18 protein-coding genes are annotated in these 24323 nt (G+C 38.6%); 5 read left to right on the top strand and 13 right to left on the bottom strand.

Annotation, left to right across the window (positions count from 1 at the left end):
* The first annotated feature begins 2 nt into the window (after positions 1–2).
* The 3 genes from D1094_RS08930 (at position 3) to D1094_RS08920 (ending at position 5025) form a co-directional block, all read left to right on the top strand.
* The gene (locus tag D1094_RS08930; RefSeq protein WP_118959746.1) at positions 3–1430 is read left to right on the top strand and encodes a mannose-1-phosphate guanylyltransferase/mannose-6-phosphate isomerase; all 1428 of its coding nucleotides are present in this window, start codon (positions 3–5) and stop codon (positions 1428–1430) included.
* A gap of 10 nt (positions 1431–1440) precedes the next feature.
* Positions 1441–2505, top strand: coding sequence for a sugar-transfer associated ATP-grasp domain-containing protein (locus D1094_RS08925; protein ID WP_118959745.1), 1065 nt, complete (start codon positions 1441–1443; stop codon positions 2503–2505).
* 87 nt (positions 2506–2592) lie between these two features.
* Positions 2593–5025, top strand: a complete 2433-nt coding sequence (locus D1094_RS08920; RefSeq protein WP_147361065.1) for a hypothetical protein — start codon at positions 2593–2595, stop codon at positions 5023–5025.
* A gap of 58 nt (positions 5026–5083) precedes the next feature.
* On the opposite strand, the gene D1094_RS08915 is transcribed toward D1094_RS08920, so the two are convergent.
* Genes D1094_RS08915 through prlC form a run of 3 tightly spaced genes read right to left on the bottom strand, consistent with a single transcriptional unit; the run spans position 5084 to position 8547 of the window.
* The gene (locus D1094_RS08915) at positions 5084–5791 is read right to left on the bottom strand and encodes a DNA-3-methyladenine glycosylase I (protein WP_118959743.1); all 708 of its coding nucleotides are present in this window, start codon (positions 5789–5791) and stop codon (positions 5084–5086) included.
* Complete coding sequence (locus D1094_RS08910) at positions 5778–6464, bottom strand: hypothetical protein (RefSeq protein WP_118959888.1); 687 nt, start codon at positions 6462–6464, stop codon at positions 5778–5780. The genes D1094_RS08915 and D1094_RS08910 overlap by 14 nt, the downstream gene beginning before the upstream one ends.
* A gap of 22 nt (positions 6465–6486) precedes the next feature.
* Positions 6487–8547 carry an oligopeptidase A gene (gene prlC, locus D1094_RS08905; RefSeq protein WP_118959742.1) on the bottom strand — a complete coding sequence of 687 codons (2061 nt, stop codon included), beginning with the start codon at positions 8545–8547 and terminating at the stop codon, positions 6487–6489.
* Between the two features lie 168 nt (positions 8548–8715).
* Here prlC and gorA point away from each other — a divergent pair, with 168 nt between their 5' ends.
* Positions 8716–10068 carry a glutathione-disulfide reductase gene (gene gorA / locus D1094_RS08900; protein WP_118959741.1) on the top strand — a complete coding sequence of 451 codons (1353 nt, stop codon included), beginning with the start codon at positions 8716–8718 and terminating at the stop codon, positions 10066–10068.
* A 63-nt stretch (positions 10069–10131) separates the two neighbouring features.
* Here gorA and D1094_RS08895 read toward each other — a convergent pair whose 3' ends face one another.
* Positions 10132–10581 carry a DUF4399 domain-containing protein gene (locus D1094_RS08895; RefSeq protein ID WP_118959740.1) on the bottom strand — a complete coding sequence of 150 codons (450 nt, stop codon included), beginning with the start codon at positions 10579–10581 and terminating at the stop codon, positions 10132–10134.
* A 656-nt stretch (positions 10582–11237) separates the two neighbouring features.
* On the opposite strand from D1094_RS08895, the gene polA reads away from it, so the two are divergent.
* Positions 11238–14009 carry a DNA polymerase I gene (gene polA / locus D1094_RS08890; RefSeq protein WP_118959887.1) on the top strand — a complete coding sequence of 924 codons (2772 nt, stop codon included), beginning with the start codon at positions 11238–11240 and terminating at the stop codon, positions 14007–14009.
* Positions 14010–14189: 180 nt separating this feature from the next.
* On the opposite strand, the gene D1094_RS08885 is transcribed toward polA, so the two are convergent.
* The 9 genes from D1094_RS08885 to D1094_RS08845 form a co-directional block, all read right to left on the bottom strand.
* Positions 14190–15050 carry an ABC transporter substrate-binding protein gene (locus tag D1094_RS08885; protein ID WP_118959886.1) on the bottom strand — a complete coding sequence of 287 codons (861 nt, stop codon included), beginning with the start codon at positions 15048–15050 and terminating at the stop codon, positions 14190–14192.
* Between the two features lie 181 nt (positions 15051–15231).
* Positions 15232–17319: an ATP-dependent DNA helicase RecG gene (recG, locus tag D1094_RS08880; protein ID WP_118959739.1), complete on the bottom strand. Its 2088-nt coding sequence runs from the start codon at positions 17317–17319 to the stop codon at positions 15232–15234.
* 22 nt (positions 17320–17341) lie between these two features.
* Positions 17342–18049, bottom strand: coding sequence for a tRNA (guanosine(18)-2'-O)-methyltransferase TrmH (gene trmH, locus D1094_RS08875; protein ID WP_118959738.1), 708 nt, complete (start codon positions 18047–18049; stop codon positions 17342–17344).
* 82 nt (positions 18050–18131) lie between these two features.
* On the bottom strand, positions 18132–18521 hold the full coding sequence (locus D1094_RS08870; protein WP_118959737.1) for a RidA family protein: 390 nt from the start codon (positions 18519–18521) through the stop codon (positions 18132–18134).
* 29 nt (positions 18522–18550) lie between these two features.
* Positions 18551–20659 carry a bifunctional GTP diphosphokinase/guanosine-3',5'-bis pyrophosphate 3'-pyrophosphohydrolase gene (spoT, locus tag D1094_RS08865; protein ID WP_118959736.1) on the bottom strand — a complete coding sequence of 703 codons (2109 nt, stop codon included), beginning with the start codon at positions 20657–20659 and terminating at the stop codon, positions 18551–18553.
* Positions 20660–20828: 169 nt separating this feature from the next.
* Positions 20829–21116, bottom strand: coding sequence for a DNA-directed RNA polymerase subunit omega (gene rpoZ / locus D1094_RS08860; RefSeq protein ID WP_118959735.1), 288 nt, complete (start codon positions 21114–21116; stop codon positions 20829–20831).
* Positions 21117–21316: 200 nt separating this feature from the next.
* On the bottom strand, positions 21317–21955 hold the full coding sequence (gmk, locus tag D1094_RS08855; protein ID WP_404851462.1) for a guanylate kinase: 639 nt from the start codon (positions 21953–21955) through the stop codon (positions 21317–21319).
* A gap of 145 nt (positions 21956–22100) precedes the next feature.
* Complete coding sequence (locus D1094_RS08850; RefSeq protein ID WP_118959733.1) at positions 22101–23288, bottom strand: amino acid aminotransferase; 1188 nt, start codon at positions 23286–23288, stop codon at positions 22101–22103.
* Positions 23289–23481: 193 nt separating this feature from the next.
* Positions 23482–24192, bottom strand: a complete 711-nt coding sequence (locus D1094_RS08845; protein WP_118959885.1) for a DUF445 family protein — start codon at positions 24190–24192, stop codon at positions 23482–23484.
* Positions 24193–24323: the final 131 nt, after the last annotated feature.

The following is a 24323-nucleotide window of genomic DNA, read 5'->3' as shown; positions in this document are numbered from 1 at the left end:
ACATGAGTACAACTAGCCTTTTCCCAGCAATAATGTGTGGTGGTAGTGGAACACGACTTTGGCCACTTTCTCGTTCATTATTCCCTAAGCAATTTTTACCTTTAGTTAATGATACGACTATGCTTCAGGATACGCTTAACAGACTGCCGAGTAATTGCTCTGACGCTATGTTTATTTGTAATGAAGAACATCGTTTTTTATTGGCTGAGCAGGTAAGGCAAGGTAGCGAGAATAGCAGTACCATTTTATTAGAGCCAGAAGGGAGAAATACTGCGCCTGCAGTTGCCTTAGCTGCGCTTCATGCACTTGAAAAAGATAAAGATGCACTACTGCTAGTGTTAGCGGCTGATCACGTGATTAATGATACTGCTGCATTTCACCAAGCAGTCGAACGAGCAACGTCTGCTGCATTAGAAAACAAATTAGTCACCTTTGGCATTGTCCCAACGCATGCCGAAACAGGTTATGGCTATATTCAAAAAGGTGTTAATCAAGCACATCAAACGTTTAAAGTTGCTGAATTTGTAGAAAAACCAACAAAAGTTATCGCTGAGCAATACTTAGCTTCAGGAGACTACCTTTGGAATAGCGGAATGTTTTTATTTAAAGCATCTCGTTATGTTGAAGAATTAGCGAAACATCGTCCAGATATTCTAAAATCTTGTCAAAACGCCATGCAAGATGTACAGCAAGATTTAGACTTTTTACGACCAAATAAAGACGCGTTTTTAGCCTGTGCCAATGAATCGATTGATTATGCGGTGATGGAAAAAACAGAAGATGCTGTTGTTGTTCCTCTGGATGCTGGTTGGAGCGATGTTGGTTCATACTCGGCACTCTGGGATGTCTGTGAGCAAGATCAAGATAAAAACGTAATTAAAGGTGATGTAATTGCTCAGCAAACATCAAATAGTTATTTGCATAGCCAAAACAAGTTAATTGCCACCGTTGGTGTTGATAATTTAGTGGTGATTGATACCCCTGATGCGGTGTTAGTTGCCAATAAAGATAAAGTGCAAGATGTTAAAAATATTGTTACGCACTTAAAAGCAAATAAAAGAGAGGAAGCTTCTATACATCGAGAGGTTTATCGACCTTGGGGTAAATATGATAGCGTTGATGTTGGTGAGCGTTTTCAAGTAAAACGTATTACCGTAAAACCTGGCGCTAAACTTTCTGTACAAATGCATCACCACCGTGCAGAACATTGGATTATTGTTTCAGGCACAGCCAAAGTAACTATTGATGATAACACGGTATTATTAAGTGAAAATCAGTCTACCTTTATTCCTATTGGTGCTGTTCATGCGCTAGAAAACCCGGGAAAACTGCCATTAGAAATGATTGAGGTACAATCAGGAAGCTACTTAGGTGAAGATGACATAGTTCGCTTTGAAGATAGATATGGCCGTACATCAGACAGTAAGTAAAGGATTCTAAATGAACAAAATAAAGGAGTATTGGTTTACCGCGCAGAATATTGCTAAGTATAAAAATGGGATGACTATAGCCGTATTTTTTAAAATGTTAGCTTGTCGTTTAGTGTATGGGTTTGGTCCACAAGATTACGTCTTGTTTGGTTTTTATAATAAACCTTTTAGTGAAGCTAAAACCTATCTAAAAAAAGAAGAGTTAGAACCTATTCAACGTCAAGTGAATAAAGAAGAGCATCGAACATTAGTTGATAATAAAATTGAATTTTTCTTGCATTGTAGAAAAAACAATCTGCCGACACCTCTAGTTCTTGGCGTGCTTACAAAAAAATTAGCGAAAAAATATACAGAAGATATTACTGCGATAGAAGATATAGTTGCACTTAAGAAAACGGTCCATCTACACGGAGAAGGAAGGTATTTATTAAAGCCGTTAGCTGGTTCTCATGGCGCAGGGATAATAAGGTTTTCGTACAGAAATGAAAAGTTATTAGATGATGATGGTAATGAACTGACATTTGAACAGGTATTCAATGTGGTTGCAAAAGGCGCCTCTTTTATCTTACAGCCTTGCTTGGCCCCAAATAAGTTACTAAAAGAACTCATGCCAAATGGTGCTCTGGGTACTATTAGGTTAGTGACGATCAATTATGATGGTAAAGTATTTGAGTATTTACCTTGTGTAAGGCTACCTACGGGTAAGTCTATTACGGACAATTTTTCTCATGGCAAGTCTCATAACCTGGCTGGAGCAATAGACCGTCAATCTGGAAAGTTGTCGTCACCTTTTGGTATTACTTCGAGTAGTATGGGGCAAATTGTTCGAGTAGAGCAACACCCAGAAAGCCAAGTAAAATTTAATGAGTATTATTTTCCTTTGTGGCAAGAGGTCATGGATGTTACTCAAAAGGCTTGTTTGGCATTTTCAGACCTTAAAACAGTTGGTTGGGACATAGCCTTAACCACTGAAGGGCCGTGTTTGATTGAAGGGAACTGGCGATATGATTGTGATATTTTACAAGTGACTTATGATAAAGGAGTGAAAGAGGAGTTACCTCAGTTGTTAATTTGATAATTTAGCTATACTAGATATTAGATACTTTTTGTAAAGAACGGCAATAAGTAATAATATTTTTTAATGGCAATGGAAGCAAAGGTTATGAAGTATTACCCCGCCTTTTTCTTGTTCACCTTTTTACTGGTTAGTCTAGTTGCTTGTGGGCAAAGTGAAAGTAACAGCACAACCACAACAGTCGATGCCAGTGGCTCATCAACTATTGATAATGGCACTGGTGGCGCAGTCACTATAGATACTGCGTTAGTTTGCATTAACAATAATGATGCTATGAGTCATGATACTTTTCCTTATCATGATCCAAATAACTCAAGTGTTACCAGTCAATTATTGACTCAATTTGAAGTTAAAGAATCATCAGGCAAAGGCATAAATAATTACCCTGTGAGTATGGTTTTCCCTTTAAAAGCAGGAGAACACTTTTACGCTGGTGATTTTCACATACGAAATGAGCGTAATCAGATTATTCCCGCCCAATTTAATATGATTAACCGTTGGTGGGCTAAAGATAATGCTTTAAGACATGTACAAGCTCACTTTACTGTAGATATCAGCGCTTATATGCAAGGCGTAGAAAACACAGGTAAAGCACGGTTTTCATTACATGCAGGCACAATCTCTAGTGCTGTTGAAAACCCTGTGTGTGTTGAAGATAAAACTGACAAAATAACAATAGATAACAGCTTACTTTCGATAGAAATACTTAAAGAGCCACTTTCAATTATAACGCCAGCTGGCGAGTTGTCATCAATACTTGTTAATGAACAAGGAGACGTTGAGAGTTCTTTTGAACGCGATAATATTGATATAACTATTGAAGAGGTTGGCCCTGTTCGTGCAGTAATTAAGATATCATCGCCAACAGATTACGTTAACCCAACAACGATAAAGCATGGTTGGGCACTCAGGCTATATGTTCATGCAAACTCTGCATTGGTAAAAGCCGATTTTCAATTGCAAAACTCAGCGATTAATACGGTTTACTCTGGTCCGTTATATTTTAAAAGTCATGAATTGCAACTCAGTGGTATTGGAGCAGCACAAGACATACAGTTAAAAGCAGAAACGATTGATAAAGAAGCAATTCTTTCGGCTAAATCAGGAAGTGTCAGTGCAGAAAACGTTAATACTTTTTTGAGAAACTTCTGGCAAACTTTTCCTAATGGTCTTCATACCAATGAAACGGGTCAACTGAGTGTACAATTATGGCCTCATTGGAAAAAACAATATTTACATAATAAATACGTAGAAGGTGATTATTACTGGTTGGATGATATGAAACAAAGCTACAAAGAGGTATTGTTTGATTTTTCAATGAATACCGATGAAGCTCATATTGAACAGTTGGCCAGTAGTTTTCAATATCCACCCGTAGCGATTATTCCGCAATCATACTATCAAGCAACACAGTCTACTTTGGAGTTAGGTGGTTACTTACCTAATGTGACTCCAGCATCAGAAACTGGTCGCTTACCGGTATATAAAAATACTGATTTTACGACTAAATCGTACGGTTACTATAAATTTGGTCAAGATAACTTTTCTATAGATTTATATCGAAAAAAGGCAACAAGCAATACCGGTGGTGCACCTTATTCAAGTAAGAAGTTTTTTGTTTCTGCCAACCCCAAAGATTATTATGTAGCGCAGCATAAAGCTGTGGCTGAATTAAATATTAGACCACAATGGTTAAGTGGTTATCAGCATGATGTTCATTTTAGTCAGTTAAAACCCTCAACAAACCCTTATGCCGGTAGTACATGGCGACGATTTATTGATCATAACACTAAGGCATACACTCGAGAGTATATAGAGGGTACATCGCAAGTAGCAAATCCTAGAGATGATCAACATGCATGGTTTTACCATATTGAACAAGCCTACTTAATGTCGGGAAATAAGTGGATAAAAGATTGGTTTGAATTTATGGCGGAATTTAAGCAAGTGTATTTACAAGAGCTTGATCCGTGGCCAGATAGAAGTAATCGCTCAGAAGGACATGCCTTAAGTGTAGCCTTGTCTGCTTTTCGGGTTACAGGCAATGAAAAGTTAGCGGAAATACTGAAAAACTATTCAGTTAACATTCATAGCCAATATTTATTAATGCCTCATAACATATCGGTAGGCAGTTTGACGAAGAGTAACCCATCAGCGGCGGTGTTTCAGCAAGGGTTTCTGGTTAAAGGGTTTATTGAACTTTATCAGGAGTTTCCTGATCAAGCATTTACCCTCTCATTAATTAAAAATTATGTCGACTGGAATTATCAATATGCTAATTATAGCTACTATCGTAGTGTGCTCGATTACGAAGTAAGCCCTAAAGCCTCAGGTACTGCGTTAAGCTTTGTTGATGCAGCAATTTGGTATGCTATTTATTCAGGACAAGAAAAGTATGCTACGCATGCAATAAATTTTGTCCGACTAGGTATTGGCGGCGTAAAACCATACGGTTATTGGACTAGCTGGAATGGACAATATGAAGGACAGTTATACCATTATTATTTACAGAATTATTAAGTCTGCAAACGTTAAGTTCAGGTTATTCTTATAACCTGAACTTAAAGATCAACATGCCCTAGTCTAGTTGTACGTAATTATCACCATTAGCAAAAGCAATTAAGCGACTCAGTTGCGCCAAGCTGTAACCTGTTTCAGCTTTTAATTGGTTGAAGTAGTTTTGAATTGCTTCGAGGCTGCGCTTGCTGTGTAAACCACCATCAATAATTTTTTGTGCGCGTAAGTACGCTTCAACATCAGAACTTAAAATAAAAGTATCTTTGCCTAATAATCGAAGGGCATATGGACCTGTATTACCGCCTAAGCGTTGTCCATTTTTTTTCAGCCATAACCATAAACCTACAATGTTGCTACTTGGCCAACTGGCGATAAACTGTGCAAAGCTTTGTTTTTCTTCAATTTGCACATCAAAAATCATTTGTGCATTGTCTTTAATGGTTTTAACTTTATTGAAGTTTCTAATGATTTTTGGATCGCTTGCTTTTCTCTCAAGCATTTCTTCTGGCATCATCAGTACTTTTTCAATATTAAAATTGAAGAATACTTCTTCAAAATCAGGCCATTTATTTTCAACGACGCGCCAAACAAACCCCGATTTAAAAATTTGTTTAGTAAATACCGCTAAAAATCTGTCGTCAGAAAGTTGACTCAATTGTTCGTGATCATTTTTATCGCCAAGCAGAAGAGTTAATGCTTGCTTGCCACCTTTACGTTTGGCTGCACGAGAAAATAATACGTTAAAGCTTTCTGGCTTAGTCGAACTCATAGGTATAACTTATTCCTAGTTTATTATTGGTACCATAATCATCTTCAGAGACAAAACCAAAAATATTAAATGATTGCTGTGCATTAATTTTGTAACTCGTACCCGCTCCAGCCCATATATTACTGTAACCACCCGAGCCAGCACCACCACCACCAAAAGTCATAAAGGTCCAGTTTTCATCCAGAGGTCTTAATCCCATAGCACCAAGGTAACCGCCATTACTGGTATTTTGCACCATAACTAAATCGTTAAGGCTTTCAATTTCATCGCTGTTAATAACAATTTCGCCTTTAGTGTGATTGAAACCTGCCATTGGGAAGATCATCCATTTACCGGTATCAACACCAAAAACGGTTAAAGGCAAAAATGTGCCTACAGAGTATGATTTTTTATGGCCGCCATCATCATATTCAGAGCGGCTAAATGAAAAATTAACAATGCCAAATTCAAACAGCCAAGAGCCACCAATGCGCCACTCATCTCCTTCAATATTCGATTGGGCATTCAGTTTACGCATTTTATCAAGCGCTAAAGACCCAGAAAGCGTTAGATTATCGGTATAACCAGCACCAATACGTGTGATAACTTTAGTTGGATCTTCATGGTGTTTCTCTTGAGCCAAAAGAGGTAAACAGTAAAGCACCCCTAGAAATAAAGTAATTTGCTTAATCATATATGAACCCAAGTAAATGTTATTAGGCATTAATGCCACTGTGTTTTAATAATGCATTGATTTCAGGTGCTCTACCACGAAAAGCTTTAAATAACTCACTCGGTTCTTCACTACCGCCTTTTTCAAGAATGTTTGTTAAGAATGATTGACCTGTTGCTTTATCAAATATTCCTTGCTCTTCAAATAAACTAAAGGCGTCAGCTGATAACACCTCAGCCCATTTGTAACTGTAATAACCTGCAGCATATCCCCCACCAAAGATATGACCAAAACCATGTTGAAAACGATTAAAACTAGGTGCTTTAACGACCGCATATTGTTCGCGAACTTTATCTAATGTTTGCTGGATATGTTGGCTATTGTCAGCGCTAGGGTCGTAACTAGCGTGCATAGTGAAGTCGAATATACTAAATTCAAGTTGACGTAACATTTGCATGGCAGATTGGAAGTTTTTCGCTGCTAGCATTTTATCTAGTAGTGCTTGTGGTAATGGTTCACCTGTTTCAAAGTGACCAGAAATAAAGGCTAGCGCTTCAGGTTGCCAACACCAGTTTTCTAAAAACTGACTTGGTAGCTCTACAGCATCCCATGGCACACCGTTAATGCCAGCGACACTACTGGCATTTATTTGCGTTAACATATGATGAATACCATGACCAAATTCATGGAATAAAGTAACAACTTCATCGTGAGTAAATAAGGCGGGCTGTGAGCCTACAGGCCCATTAAAGTTGCAGGTTAAATACGCTACGGGATATTGGATGTTACCATCACTTAATTCACGTCTGCCTACGCAGTCATCCATCCAAGCACCACCACGTTTTTTCTCACGAGCATATAAATCTAAATAAAAGCTACCACGTAAGTTGTTATTGGCATCATATACGTCATAAAAGTTTACATCATCATGCCAAACATCAACGTTTTTTCGCTCGTTAATCGTTAAGCCGAATAAACGGTGAACTACTTCAAATAAACCTTTTACCACGGTATCTTTTGGAAAATAAGGGCGTAATTGTTCATCTGAAATTGCATAGCGACTTTGTTTAAGTTTTTCGCCATAGTACGCAAGATCCCATGCTTGTAGATCTTTTTGACCAAATTCTTCTAGTGCAAAACGCGTTAATTCTTGGAAATCTTCTTGGCCTTGGTGCTGAGATTTTACTGCAAGATCTTCAAGAAAACTCATTACCTCTTGAGTAGAGCTCGCCATTTTAGTGGCTAATGAATGTTCGGCATAATTATCAAAGTCGAGCAGTATTGCCAACTCATGTTTTAGTGCTAGCAATTCATTCATTATTTCGCTGTTATCAAACTCACCAGCATTAGGTCCTTGATCAGAAGCTCGGGTAACAAAGGCAGTATAAAGCTGTTCACGTAGTGTAGAATTATCGCAATACATCATTACAGGTAAATAACTTGGGTAATCTAAGGTAAAACTATAGCCTGATAAAGATTTGCTGGTCGCTAACGCTTTTGCTGCTGCCAAAGCGCTTTCAGGTAAGCCCGAAAGTTCTTTTTCATCGGTAATATTAAGAGTAAAAGCTTGAGTCGCATCTAAAACATTGTTGCTAAAGCTTGAACTTAAATCAGACAAGCGGCTTACTATTTCACCATAGCGTGCTTTATCATCATTGTTTAATGCAATACCAGACAACGTAAAATCTCGCAGCGCGTTGGTGATAACTTTTTGTTGCGCCGTTGATAACTGAGTAAATTCATCACTTTGTTTAATCGCTTGATAAGCTTTATATAGCGCTTCATGCTGACCTACAAAGGTGCCATATTCAGATAATAAAGGTAAGCAAGACTCATAGGCTGCTCGTAATTCATCATTACTGACTACTGAGTTCATATGCGATATGGGTGACCATAACCTCTCAAGTACATCATCGGCATCATCAAGAGGCATCACTAAGTTATCCCAAGTATATTTTTCATTATTCGCAAGTGATGCAGCAATAGCTGCTTTACACTGTTTAATAGCTTCTTCTACTGCAGGCTTAATATGTTCTGGCTGAATTTTTGAAAAAGCAGGAAGATTAGCATTTTTAATATTTTCTGGTAATAGAGGATTTGTCATGATGAAAGCTTATTGATGATTAAGTAATTACTATGTATGCCCTTGATAAGAAAAAATCAAGGGTGCAGATGAAATTTACTGCTTGAATTTACTGTCTATTGCACATATATCTTGTACTACATAGCTGGTACTTTTTTGGTAATTAGCGACCTATATTTTGGAGAACTCATGACACAACATTTCGATTATTTAGCAATTGGTGCTGGTAGTGGCGGTATTGCCTCAGCAAATAGAGCGGCGAGATTAGGAAAGAAAGCGGCGGTTATTGAGGCCAAATATATAGGTGGCACCTGTGTAAATGTTGGCTGTGTGCCTAAAAAAGCAATGTGGTATGCAGGTCAAATTAGTGATGCACTAAAATATGCCTATGATTATGGCTTTAATGTTGAAAACAATAACTATGATTGGACTCGTTTGGTGAAAAACAGAGAAGCCTACATTGAGAGAATTCATGCTGCGTATCAACGTGGTTTTGATGCCAATGACGTCACAGTGATTCAAGGCTTTGCTAAGTTTGTGAATAAAAATACCGTTGAGGTAAATGGAACTTTATACACCGCCGATCATATCACCATAGCAACAGGCGGTAGACCGACCATTCCAACCATTGAAGGGGCAGAATACGGTATTAATTCAGATGGTTTCTTTGCATTAACAGAACAGCCTAAATCTGTAGCTGTTGTTGGCGCAGGTTATATCGCGGTCGAGTTAGCGGGGGTATTTCATGCTTTGGGTACTGATGCACATTTGTTGGTACGTAAGGAAAAGCCATTGCGCGGTTTTGATGATATGTTAAGTGATACTTTGGTTGAGCAAATGGCTAAACATGGCCCTACGCTGCACAATCACAGTACGCCAGAGCGCATAGAGAAATTAGCTGACGGACAGTTAATGGTGCATTTAACCAATGGTAATACGATTGGACCCGTTGAGAAGCTGGTTTGGGCGATTGGCAGGGAACCCGCAACCGATAACATTAATATTGAATCAACAGGTATAGAGTTAGATGAGCGTGGCTTTATTCCTACGGATAAATATCAAAACACCAAAGTTGATGGTGTTTATGCGGTTGGTGATAATACTGGCCGTGCGCAGTTAACGCCGGTTGCTGTTGCTGCGGGTCGTCGCTTATGCGAGCGTTTATTTAACAATAAACCTTATGAGCACTTAGATTATAATGATATCGCTACGGTGGTATTTAGCCACCCTGTTATAGGTACCGTTGGTTTAACAGAGCAAGAAGCAATTACAGAGTTTGGAGAAGAGCAAGTTAAGACCTATACCTCACAGTTTACTGCTTTATATCAAGCGATGACTGAAGAACATAGAGACCCTACGCGAATGAAACTTGTGTGTGTCGGTAAAGAAGAGCGAATTGTCGGTATTCATAGTATTGGCTTTGGCAGTGATGAGTTATTGCAAGGTTTTGCTGTCGCAATGAAAATGGGCGCAACTAAAGCTGACTTCGATAATACTATTGCGATACATCCGACATCTGCCGAAGAATTTGTCACAATGTAGGCTTAAAGTCGGTAATTGTTTACTCAAAGGGGCTGATGCCCCTTTTTGTTGAGACAGTGTTAACTATTTCACGGTTATCGTTATCTTCTCAGAGACTACAGCAGGGTTATGAGGGACATGGCGGTGATCACCTAGAATCAATTGCAAGGTGTGTGTCCCTTTTGCCAAGGTAAGTGTCGTTTCCGTTTGACCACCACCAAAATGTTTAACATCGCCACCTAACGGTCTATCAAGTGGTGGTAGTTTATCCATATCGATAAGTAAATGATGATGACCAGTATGCTTTTTCTCAAAACCTGCTGGTGAAACTCCCATATCTTTTAAACCAAATTTAATGGTAAATGTTTCGTTAACTGTTGCACCATTTGCGGGAGAAATAATGTAAGCATTGGCTGATTTAGGCGCAACAGATTGTTTAATTTGATGGTTTTGAGCATGATTATGAGAAAATGCCAAAGGACTTAAGGCAAAGGTTGCTAGTGTCATAAGTGATAGTGTTGATAGCTTATTCATAATTTTGCTCCCTATTATTTGTTCGTTTTATATAAAGCTACGAGTATTTAGGGTGCAAAGGTAGTTGACTACAGGTAACGTGTCAATTCTTCTCTAATAAAGCATGATACAAAATTGAAAATAAACGAGAGTTATTCGTTGTTACAATTATCAGCAAAAATTCATTTCAAAAAAAATTCATATTTGCTCTGCTACTTGCGAACACTGATAAAACCTCGCTTATGTTTTTTTGTTATTTATAGTTGTCATTATTCTTTAAAAAAAGTTTAATATTACGCTGGTAATCACGTCAGATTCTGATAATCTTTTACCACGTTATTTAGCTGTTGCACGTTTTTTGTACGCATATTAAATAACAACGATAATTTATTTATCCACATATAATAAAAATAATAAAGAAAGGTACTAAAAGGCATTAGTACACGCATTTTTCTAATTAAATCAACCATATGATTAAGCCTAAGCAAATAGAACCTTTGTTCTCATTTGGCGATTACTCCTGTCCGTACACAAAGTTATCCACAGACTTTTGATATTAATCACATTTCAATTGCTTAAGAATGTGGAGGCTATGGCAGCTTTATGGCATTCTTAGCCATCTTTAGTTACTTTTGACAATTCTTTTTATACTTATGGCCAATGCTACCGACTCAATTATGCAAAAATCTCCTCTCTCTCCATTAATCCTTGTTGATGGTTCTTCTTACTTATTTAGGGCATATCATGTGCCTTACTTACAAGCATTGTCGACTGCTTCAGGGCAACCTACCGGAGCAATTACTGGTGTGCTAAATATGATTAGAAGCCTGAAAAAAGATTATCCTAACGGTAATGTCGTGGTGATATTTGATGCGAAAGGCAAGACCTTTCGAAATGATATGTACCCAGAATATAAAGCTAATCGACCTCCGATGCCTGATGAGTTAAGAACACAAATCGCCCCTTTACATAATATTATTACCGCAATGGGATTGCCATTGTTAGTGGTCCCAGGTGTTGAGGCCGATGATGTTATTGGCACACTAGCTAAACAAGCAAGTGACCAAGGTATTGAAACGGTTATTTCAACGGGTGATAAAGATATGGCGCAATTAGTCACCGAGCATGTACGCCTAATTAACACCATGACGAATGTTGAAATGGATGTCGCAGGTGTGAGTGAAAAATTTGGTGTTCGCCCTGACCAAATTATTGATTACCTCGCCTTAATGGGTGATAAGGTTGATAATATTCCAGGTGTAGTAAAATGTGGTCCTAAAACAGCGGTTAAATGGCTTGCAGAGCATGGTACGCTTGAAAAAGTTATCGAGAGTGCTGACAAAGTAAAAGGAAAAATTGGTGAAAACCTAAGAGATGCCCTTGAGCAATTACCACTTTCTTATCAACTGGCGACAATTAAGTGTGATGTTGAATTGGAGCAAAGTGCTGAACAATTGCAACCAAGCGAACCTAACACAGAGGCTCTTATTGAGCTTTATCAAACCTATGAATTAAAACGTCTATTAGCTGAAATTACTGGTGAGGCTTCTGTTCCTGAGCAGCAAACTAAATCATCAACTAATTTGGCTAAACCAGCAAAAGCAGGCGATATTATCGTAACCCCTGTTGAGGTTAATGATACAGAATACGAGATAATCTATAACAAAGAGTCATTTCAGAAATGGTTATCGTTATTACAAAGCAGTGAGCGATTTGCCTTTGATACTGAAACAACAAGCGTTGACTATATGAAAGCAGAGCTGGTTGGCTTGTCGTTTGCCTGTGAAGCTGGCAAAGCAGCGTATGTACCTTTAGCTCATGATTATACTGATGCACCAGAGCAATTAGAGCTTGAGTGGGTGCTAGAACAATTAAAACCATTACTTGAAAGTAAAACGATACATAAAATAGGTCAAAACCTAAAGTATGATGCTAATGTGTTAAGTCATTATGATATTAATATACAAGGTATTGAATTTGATACCATGATTGAGTCATATTGCTTTAACAGTGTTGCTACTCGTCATAATATGGACGCACTAGCGACTACCTACCTTGATTATAAAACGGTTCATTTTGAAGATATTGCGGGTAAAGGGGCAAAGCAATTAACCTTTAATCAAATTGATGTTGAAAAAGCAGGGCATTATGCCGCTGAAGATGCCGATATCACCTTACGACTGCACTTGGCACTATTTCCAGCGTTAGAGCAATTACCTGAGCAGTTAAGTGTCTTTAAAGAAATAGAAATGCCGTTGTTGTCAGTACTTGCAAGAATGGAGCAAGGTGGGGTGTTAATTGATAGTGATATACTTGATGAACAAAGCCAGCAATTAGGACAGCGACTCAATGAGCTTGAAGTTGAAGCACATAACCTAGCGGGACAAAGCTTCAACCTAGGTTCGCCTAAACAATTACAGAAAATTTTATTTGAAGACTTGAAAATACCGGTCATCAAAAAGACCCCTAAAGGAGCGCCTTCAACAGCGGAAGAAGTTTTACAAGAACTCGCTCTTGATTACCCTTTACCTAAAGTTATATTAGAAAATCGAGGCTTAAGTAAACTTAAGTCTACCTATACTGATAAATTACCTTTGATGGTGAGTAAAAAAACAGGGCGCTTGCATACTTCTTATCACCAAGCAGTAACAGCAACAGGGCGTTTATCATCAACAGAGCCTAATTTACAAAATATCCCAATTCGTAGTGAGCAAGGCAGAAAAATTCGTCAGGCATTTATTGCACCACAAGATCACAAGATCGTCGCAATTGATTACTCGCAAATTGAACTACGCATAATGGCGCACTTATCAAATGATAAGGGCTTAGTGAAAGCGTTTAGTGAAGGTAAAGATATTCACCGTGCTACGGCAGCAGAAATATTTGCTGTATCGTTAGATGAGGTCACTAATGATCAACGTCGAAGTGCAAAAGCGATTAATTTTGGTTTAATTTATGGTATGTCGGCTTTCGGATTAGCAAAACAATTGAATATAGGTCGTAACCAAGCCCAAGATTATATGGATAAATACTTCCAACGATACCCTGGCGTTTTAACTTACATGGAAGAAACAAGAGAAAAGGCTGTTGCTCAAGGTTATGTTGAAACCTTATTTGGTCGTCGATTGTACTTACCTGATATTAACGCTAAAAATGGCATGAGAAAGAAAGCGGCAGAGCGTGCCGCGATTAATGCGCCAATGCAAGGAACGGCAGCAGATATTATCAAAAAAGCTATGTTAGCGGTTGATGAGTGGCTATTAGCTCAAAATGACGAACGAGTGAAAATGACCATGCAAGTACACGATGAATTAATTTTTGAAATTCATCAAGACATCGTTGAAGAAACAACGGCTAAATTAGTCGAGCTAATGAATAATGCCGTTGAGTTATCAGTACCTTTAATAGCTGAAGCAGGTATGGGTAAAAATTGGGATGAAGCACATTAGTGTTTAAAGTAATTAGTGTTTAAAGTAATTAGCAATACAATGAAAGAAAACTAACGGTATAACGTTCATATTATATGCGCGGTGGTTTTCCCGATTACGCCGCGTGTTTCATGTTTGGCTGCGACACTTTTTCAATGAAAGAAATGAGTGAGCAGCCTTTTTTATTCGTTATTATTCAGGTTAGAGGTTTAGCTGACATTTGCTATCTGTGTTAACTATTCTGTCTGTTTCACCACTTTGCTGAAATTCTAATAGCGCTAAATTGATATCATCAAGTAATGTGTGCAGTTCAGTGTATTTCTTACTGACAGCAAAATATAAGTGATTATATTTGAGTGCGGGTTGAACCGCTTCAACGCCATTTAACAAAGCTTGTTTGTTTTGATTGGCAAGATTTGAAAAGCTAACACTGAAATTAAAGACTTCAGGATCACCTATAATTAAATCAACACGTTTGGCCACAAGAAGTTTCATTAACTGTAACTCATTAACAGCATCTATGGTGGAGAATTGCTCGCTGTCCATCATGGCATCGAATTCAGGTGTGTTTTGGTAGCCTCGTACTACACCAATCATTTTACCTTTTAAGTTACTTAAATCGGACTTTAGTTGAAAGTTATCACCTTTTCTTTTCATGAGTGCTAACTCACCACCAGAGAAACGATGAGATAATGCTAATAACTCACGACGCTTTTTACCTTTAATGACATCTGAAGGCGCTGTGCTTTCGATAAAATATTCTGGAAAAAGAATATCCATATTACCTTGTTCGACTAATTTCACTGACCGAGCCCAAGGGAAAAAATGAATATTTACTTGATAACCTTTACTAACAAGTAGCGCGACGGTAAATTGAAAAACCCAACCATGGTTACAGACTTCTTCACTAATATAGGGAGGCCAATTTAATGTCGCTAAGTTTAATACTTTGTTGGACTCGCCATTAAATTGATAACCGTTTGCTGTTTTAACACCTTGAATGCTATGTTCAACATCTTCTTTGAAATAACTGACCGTTAGCTTACTCGCCATTGTTGGCATAGCTACAATAGATAGTGCAAAAACAATGATAGTATATGAAAAAAACGTCAAAGGTGTGATCCAAATACAGGTGATAAAAGCGGTAATAGCTCAGCCGAAATAACGCAAAGTCCTATATTGAGTAACTATAGTCTGATGTACTGTATATGCAACAAATTAGGCTTATTATAAAGACTTGTAATTATGCATTAGAAAAGCGCTCTTTATTGCCTAACCAACGTTGAATCAGTGCTTGGCTTTGAATTGGGTGTTGTCTTGCCATTAAGTATGCTTTTTGCTGAATATCGCTAATTAAATAGGCATCTCGAATTAAATCGGCAATTTTTAGCTCTGCTAGACCCGTTTGTCTCGTGCCTAATAGTTCCCCTGGCCCTCTTATTTCGAGATCTTTTTCTGCAATGACAAAACCATCATTACTTTCTCGTAAAACGGCTAGCCTTTTGGTGGCTGTTTTAGATAAAGGAGGTTTGTACATCAGTACACAATGAGAAGCAATAGAGCCTCGACCTACACGACCTCTAAGTTGATGCAGTTGTGCTAGTCCTAACCTTTCAGGGTTTTCAATGACCATGAGACTTGCGTTAGGTACATCTACGCCCACTTCAATCACGGTAGTTGCTACCAATAAATGTAACTCACCTGCTTTGAAGCTGTCCATGACGGCTTGTTTTTCTGTTGCTTTCATTCTGCCGTGAACTAAGCCAACTTTTAGCTCTGATAACTGTTCTTGCAGGTACAGGGCAGTATCCTCAGCAGCTTGACACTGCAAGACTTCAGATTCTTCAATAAGTGTACAAACCCAATAAGCTTGGCGGCTATCTTGACTACATGCTTGGCGTATTCTCTCTACTATGTGATCACGGCGACTATCAGGTAATGCAATAGTATTAATGGGCGTTCTACCCGGCGGCAATTCATCAATAACTGACGTATCTAAGTCTGCGTATGCCGTCATCGCAAGAGTGCGCGGAATGGGGGTCGCTGTCATAATAAGTTGATGAGGGTATTTATTATCAAATGCTCCTTTATCGCGCAGTGATAAACGTTGCTGAACGCCAAACTTGTGTTGTTCATCAATAATAACTAAGACCATGTTTTTAAAAATAACATCGGCTTGAAATAAAGCATGGGTGCCAATAACCATTTGCATTTCACCACTGGCAATTTGCTCAAGTGCGACTTTTCTCGCTTTTGCTTTGGTTTTTCCTGCTAGCCAGCCGACAGTGATATTGAGTGACTTTAGCCAATGTTGAAAATTAATGGCATGCTGTTCAGCGAGTATTTCTGTTGGTGCCATTAGGGCAACTTGATAGCCTTGACCAATTGCGGTTAGTGCTGATAATGCAGCGACTAAGGTTTTACCTGAGCCGACATCACCTTGCACTAAGCGCATCATAGGTAGTGATTTTGCTAAATCTTTTTGAACCTCTTTAACGACACGTGCTTGGGCATTTGTTGGTGAAAAAGGTAATGAGTTAAGAAATTGTTGTGCTAAATCTTCATCGACATGCAATGAAATGGCTTCATGAACATCGCTGTTTTGCCTCAATTTCTGCATACTCAAGTTATGAGCAAGCAATTCTTCTTTTATTAGCCTTAATTGGGCTGGGTGTTTACCTTGTTCAAGTTGCTCGACGGAAACATCGGGTGGCGGACGGTGAATAATAGTAAGGGCTTGGCTGAGGGAATACTGTTCGCTAAATAAGTCATCAGGTAACAGCTCGTCAACTATTCCCCGTTGAAGTCGTTGTAATGCTTGTTCGCTTATACTACGTAATGATATTTGTCTTAAGCCGTCTGTACTTGGGTATACAGGAGTTAGCGTTTCTTCAACAGGTGTTAATGGTGAGTCTTGATCAAGCGCTTTGTATTCAGGGTGAACAATTTGATAACCACGAGGGCCACGCTTTATTTCACCATAACATCTGATCGCGCGTCCGATGTTAAGATTATTCTTTTGACTAGCAGAAAAACTAAAGAAGCATAGTTGAATACTACCTGTGCCGTCGTTGAGTGTAACCACTAACATACGGCGCTTGCCTTGGGTTATCTGACTATTGGTTATTTCACCAATAATATTGGTTGAGGTGCCGGGCAAAAGATCTCTAATGCTGGTTACGCGAGTTTTATCTTCGTAGCGCAACGGCAAATGGAATAACATGTCTTGAACAGACACTAAGCCAATCTTTTCCAATTTGGTGGCTAAGCTAGGGCCGACACCTTTTAACGAGGTGAGGTTAACTTGAGAGAGTTTAGTCAGTGCTTCCATGGCAATGATTTACTTTTCTTGATTAGTCATCAATATGCTGCCAAGCGTCTTTGTTCATTTGCATTTTTTGCCACCATGATTCATCAGCAACTATTTGTCCATGCTCATCAATCGCAGGGTATGGTAATCCTTTACGTTGACAGGCTTCAGCAAAAATAGGGTGCCCACCTTCAAATAATACCCGCTGACGTCGTTCTTCGCTTAAACGAGGTTGGTCATACATACCAGCTACTTGCCTTTGTCGTTGAGCTTCATAGAGAACAACCGAGCAGGCAACAGAGACGTTCAGTGATTGCACCATGCCCACCATAGGTATAATAATATCTTGATCAGCAAGGGCAAGTGCTTCTTTTGAGGCACCAAATTTTTCTTGGCCTAAAATTATTGCGGTGGGCTTGGTATAATCAATTTCTTTAAAGTCGACCGCAGTTTCAGATAAATTAGTCACTAACACCTGCATACCTTGTGCTTTTAATGCGGCAATAGCATCAGCGGTTTGATGGTAATTATGAACATCAATCCAGTTTTGGCTACCCGCAGCACTGCCACCCCTGACCTCAGTTTCTTCACTCTTCCAAACCGCATGAACATCACTAACCCCAATTGCATCACAAGTACGTACCACAGCAGCTAAATTGTGATGCTTGTGTACACCTTCCATACATACGGTTAGATCGGGTTGGCGTTTATCTAACATGGTATTGATACGGTCAAGTCTTTCTGGTGTCATAGTGTTAATCGTTCTTTAGTCAATGAGTGAGCTATTTTGTGTCTATAGCTCAATAATAAGGTGAGTTTGGTGGAGTCTTTTTTTAGGTAACGCTTGGTAATTCTAATACACCATCAATTTCTATCGCGACATCTTTTGGTAGTCTTGAAACCTGTATTGCAGCACGTGCAGGGTAAGGCTGTTCAAAATAACGTGCCATTACTTCATTAACCGTAGCAAAGTTGCTTAAGTCAGTCATGAAAATATTGACTTTTACCATGTCGTTAATACTGCCGCCAGCTGCTTCACACACTGCGGATAAGTTTTTGAATACTTGCTCGGCTTGCTCAGAAAACTCTTCAGAAATGACTTCCATCGTTTCAGGAACTAATGGAATTTGACCTGATAAATAAACGGTGTTTTTTACTTTAACCGCTTGGCTATAAGTACCAATAGCACTAGGTGCTTTATCTGTTGAAATAATACTTTTCATTGTTAATCCTACTTCAATATATTCGGGTGTTATTTATTTCGGATGACGCGTTGAACATCAACCATCACTTTGATTTTTCTTATAATATCAGCTAAATGAATACGATCTCGACAGGTTATTTCCATATCAATAACATATAAACCAGAATCTTTTTCGCCTGAATTAAGGTTATGTACGTTAGAGCCACTCTTTGCAACAACACTGGTCAACAAGGCTAAAGCACCTTGATGATTGACAATTTCTACCCTTAATTTAGCGATAAATTCTCGATCAATATCAGAATCCCATTTTACTGGAAATAAACTGCCTTGTTCATGGCCTTTAATATTCCGGCAGCCTTGTTGATGCACCATTAACCCTTTACCAGGGCTTAAATAAGCGAGAATAGAATCACCTGGAATAGGGCGGCAACATTTACCATAGCTAACCAACATGCCCTCAGTGCCTTTAATGGGCATTTTAGCTTTATTGATATTCTGCGTTTCATCACTATCTTCGGTGAATTCGTTGGTAAGTTGTCGAGCAATACCAATGCTAAGCGCATTACCAAGACCAATATTCGTAATGAGTTCATCAAAGGTGTCATTACCACTTTGTTGTACTACCGCGTCTATTTTGTCTTGCTCAATGTCTTCAAGTTTTGTTTTACCTAACGCATGACTCAATAACCTTAAGCCAAGTGCATGTGACTCATCTTTTTCTCTTGAACGTAAATAAGTCCGTATTTGTAGTCGAGCTTTTGCGGTAACAACAAAGTTAAGCCAAGTGGCGTTGGGCCTTGCTGCTGCAGAGGTTACTACTTCAATAGTTTGACCTGAATCGATAGGCTGGCTTAATGGGTAAGGCTTTCTATCTACCTTTACCCCTACACAAGAGTTACCAACATCGGTATGAACTGCATAGGCGAAATCGACTGCGGTAGCTCCCATCGGCAATTCTATAATGCGCCCATCAGGCGTGAAAACGTAAATTTCTTCAGGGAATAAATCTGATTTTACATTTTCAATAAACTCAAATGAACTCCCCGCGCTTTGTTGTAATTCAAGTAAACTTTGCATCCAACGACGTGCTTTCATTTGTGCTGTTGTGCCAGAGTCGTCACTTGCTTGTTTATAAAGCCAGTGCGCTGCAACACCCATATCAGCCATTTGATCCATGTCTTGAGTACGAATTTGAATCTCTACGGGTATACCATGAGGACCAATTAACGAGGTGTGCAGTGACTGATAGCCATTGGTTTTAGGAATAGCAATATAATCTTTAAAGCGTGTTTCAATGGGTTTAAATAAATTATGAACCGCTCCAAGCGTGCGGTAACAGTTATCTATTTTTTCTTCAACAATCACTCGAAAGGCGTAAATGTCCATGACTTCATTGAACATTAATTCTTTATTAAGCATTTTACGATAAATAGAATAAAGGTGTTTTTCTCTACCAATGACTTGAGCTTTAATACCGCTTTCTTCAAGACGTGCTGCAATTTCTTCCTGAATATTATTTATAATTGCCTTGCGGTTACCTCGAGCACTTTTTACCGCTGAAGCTAATGCACGCGATCGCATAGGGTAAAGTGCCTGAAAGCCTAATAATTCCAATTCATTTTTGATGTCATGAATACCTAACCTGTTGGCAATAGGTGCGTAAATATCTAGCGTTTCACGGGCAATACGTCGACGCTTGTCAGGCCTTAAAGAGCCTAATGTGCGCATGTTATGAGTTCTGTCTGCGAGCTTGATTAATATAACACGGATATCTTGCACCATAGCAAGTACCATTTTGCGGAAATTTTCCGCTTGCATCTCTTCTTTGTTATCAAATTTAAGTTTATCTAGTTTGCTTACCCCTTCGACTAACTCTGCGACTGTATGACCGAATAATTCAGCGAGTTCATCTTTGGTGACTTCAGTGTCTTCAATAACATCATGTAATAAAGCGGCCATTAATGTTTCATGGTCTAAATGCATATTAGCTAAATTAATCGCTACCGCGACAGGATGCGTAATATAAGGGTCACCACTTGAGCGCATTTGCCCTTCATGTGCATCTTGGGCAACAATAAAAGCATGCTTAAGTAGATCAATTTGTACTTTTGATAGATAGGAAGAGCTGATTTCTTTTAAAGGTTCAAATAGGTACACCTACCACTCCAAATCGCTAAGTCATTTGAGTATATATACTAGAATACGCGGCATTTTTATTAAATGCAAAGCAATAAAAAGCGCGTAACCCGTCTGTTTAATGTAACAGAGTAAAGTACGCGCTTTTCGTTAAGTTAAATTGACGCTTATCTTGCGATAAGGGAGAAACTTAACTTAATTCGTCTTGTTGACCACCAACAATTGCAGCTACTGCATCTAATTCTGCAGTATCTTGCTCAATTTGTTCTTGGCGTTCAGAGCTATCCATTACTTCATTAGAAATTAAATCTGCTTCAATTTCACGTAAAGCAAGTACCGTTGGTTTGTCATTTTCAATGTCTACCAAAGGTTCTTTTCCGCCCGTTGCAATTTGACGAGCACGACGTGATGCAACTAACACCAAATCAAAACGATTACCGATTTTTTCAACGGCATCTTCAACAGTTACGCGAGCCATTTGGTCACTCCAACTAATAAAATAGTTGCGTAGTTTACTGTTCGCTTGCTAATTAAGCAAGTATCAGTCCATAGAAATGGCTAATAAAGCTAAGTTTAAGCTTAAATGAACGTAAAGATTGCAACTTAAGGGTTAAAAAGGGGTTGTAAAAAACTCATTTCAATAAAATATGGCGCTTATCAATGCCAAAATTTATGGTGTTATTTAATCAACTCACTTAATAAAATTTTATGTTGTTCAGATTGTTGATTACATGTCAGTCTTTGATTATAAACGATGGTTTTTAAGTCAGCCAATGCTTGGTTAAAATCATCATTAATGATGATGTAATCAAATTCATGAAAATGAGAGCATTCAGCCTGAGCCTGAGCCATGCGACCTGCGATAATTTCTTCGCTATCTTGTCCACGCCCACGTAATCTATTTTCTAGCTCTTGTTTAGATGGTGGGCTTATAAAGATAGTGGTTACATCAGGCTTTTTTACCCTAACCTGTTGTGCACCTTGCCAGTCTATATCCAAAAATACATCAATACCTTGCGCGAGTTGCGCATCAATAGCGATTTCAGAAGTGCCATAGTAATTACCGAAGACTTCAGCATACTCATAAAAGGTACCTTGGCTTATCTGTGCTTTAAACTCGTCTACAGAGACAAAGTGATAATGTTCGCCATTTTTCTCGCCAGGACGAGGAGCACGTGTTGTATGTGAAACAGAGACTTGCATATCTCGCGTGTTACTATCATTACCTTGTGCTAATAATGCTTTAATTAGGCTAGATTTACCTGCGCCACTTGGTGCAGAAAGAATAAATAAATTACCTGTAACAGACACAGTAATTCCTCAATAAGGTTTAATTTGACTATTGCTAAGGAAACATGATGAGTGGCATCAAAATTTAAGCAATAAAAAAAGCTGAGCGATATTTTACTCTATTAGAATAAAAAAAGCTCAGCTTGTTTAGTACAGCAATAAACCGTGCTAATTAGAGTACTTTAGCAATGGACTTAGCAAGGTAATCAACATTGCTGTTAGCAATACCCGCAATACTCATACGACTAGAGCCAACCATATAAATGCTGTATTCATCTTGCAGCTGTTGCACTTGCTCAGGAGTAATACCTAAGAAAGAGAACATACCACTTTGGCGAGTGATAAAGCTAAAGTCACGCTCAACTCCGTTTTCAACAAGTTTGTCTACAATAAGTTGACGGTTGCCGTTAATGCGATCGCGCATTTCTTTTAGCTCTGCATACCATTGTGTGCGTAGTTCATCAGAACTCAAAATAGTTTCAACAATAGCGGCACCGTGTGCAGGTGGCATTGAGTAAATAACTCGTACAACTGAGAGCAATACAGAAAAAGCGATATCTGCACTGATGCTCGACTCACCAATAATAGTACAGCCACCAATACGTTCACGGTATAGGCCAAAGTTTTTAGAACATGAACTACATACGATCATTTCTTTTACAGAATCAGCCATTAAGCGCAAACCGTACGCATCTTCATCAAGTCCTTCACCAAAACCTTGATAAGCCATATCTATAAGCGGAGTAAAACCGACTGATTTGGCAACATCAGCAACTTGCTGCCATTGTTCTTTATTTAAATCCATACCACTTGGGTTATGACAACAAGCATGCAATAACACGACATCATCACTTGCCACTTCTTTCAGCGCTGCAAGCATGCCGTCAAAATCTAAGTTTTTCTTTTCGTAGTCATAATAAGGATAGGTTTTTACCGTAATCCCCGCAGCTTCAAATAACCCTGTATGGTTAGCCCATGTTGGATTACTAACCCAAATTGTCGCGCCTTGTTTACAACTTTTAATAAATTCTGCTGCAACGCGAAGTGAACCTGTGCCACCTGGTGTTGAAATAGTACGAGCACGGTTCTCAGCTAACACTTTATGATCGCCAAAAATTAGCTCAGCCATTTTTTCATTAAATAGTTCAGAGCCTGTTGGACCAATGTAAACTTTACTGTCTTCGGTATTTAGGCGATGTAACTCAGCTTTTTTTACACAATCAAGTACAGTGGTTTCACCTGCTTCGTTCTTGTATACGCCAACACCCAAATCGATTTTATTTGGATTGTCATCTTTTCTATATTTAGCCAATAACCCTAAAATTGGGTCGGCAGGCAAAGCCTTTAAACTACCAAACATGACAGAAGTTTACCTTGTGGTTAGATGGATGTTTGCTATCAATTACGCCACTGTAATCAGCAGAAAAAACACCCTATTAATTAAGGGTCAAGCATAACGTAAATTTACGTTAAACATAAAGGTTTTTAACGTAATAATTAATACTTATTTCATCTATTTTTAGTATATAAATTTTTACGTGTTTACACTGTACTTATAAGGTTTTACTTAAGGCGGCAATTAAGCCAATCAAACCACCAAAAACGCCTCCCCAAACGACTAGCCAACCTAAGTGTTTTCGTATCATTTCTTGAATAATATCTTTCACTAACTGTGGTGTTAATTCATTTAAACGTTTCTCAATAATATCACTGACTTTTTCTTGCATACCGGCAATAACATCAGGCTGCTCAAGTTCATCTCGCAAAAGTTGTTTAAAATGATCTGTGCTGGTGATGTCCTGCACAGCTTCTTTCATTTTCTCGACAAAGGGCTCTTTCATTGGTTGAATTGCTTCACTTCCGCCAACCATGGCTAACATGCCACCAAAAGAAGAGTTTTCGATAACGTTTACTAAGCTATCGAAGGCAGGTGATAAATCGACTTTTTCAATAATAGGGTTTAAGTCAATAGCGCTAGCATTGCCTGAGCTGTCAGATAAAAACCTATCAATATTCTCTTGAGTAAAAAATTGGGTCATCATTAGTTGGCGGATCCCTAATTTAAACTCTTCAAAGCGCGCAGGAATGACACCTGAACCATATAGCAGAGGCACTTTTTCAAATAACATATGAATAGCGACCCAGTTAGTTATTGCGCCAGATAAAGCAAATAAACCAACGGTGAATAATATAGGTTGAGCTAGGGTGTAGCCTAAAATTGTTGCGATTAACGCAAGGGTATTGGTAATAATACTTTTATTCATAAATTTTCCACAATCATCAAATGAACTAAAGGGCATGTTGATCTTTCGTTATGGTAACAAAAAAGCATTAGTGCTGGTACAGCAAGCTTATTTTTGCTTAACTTAGCGCCATTATCGATGATAAAAACAAC

This window comes from Colwellia sp. RSH04 (assembly GCF_003545765.1).
GTDB lineage: Bacteria > Pseudomonadota > Gammaproteobacteria > Enterobacterales > Alteromonadaceae > Colwellia.
Note: the sequence above shows the minus strand (reverse complement) of the source record. Positions and strands in the feature narration are given on the sequence as shown.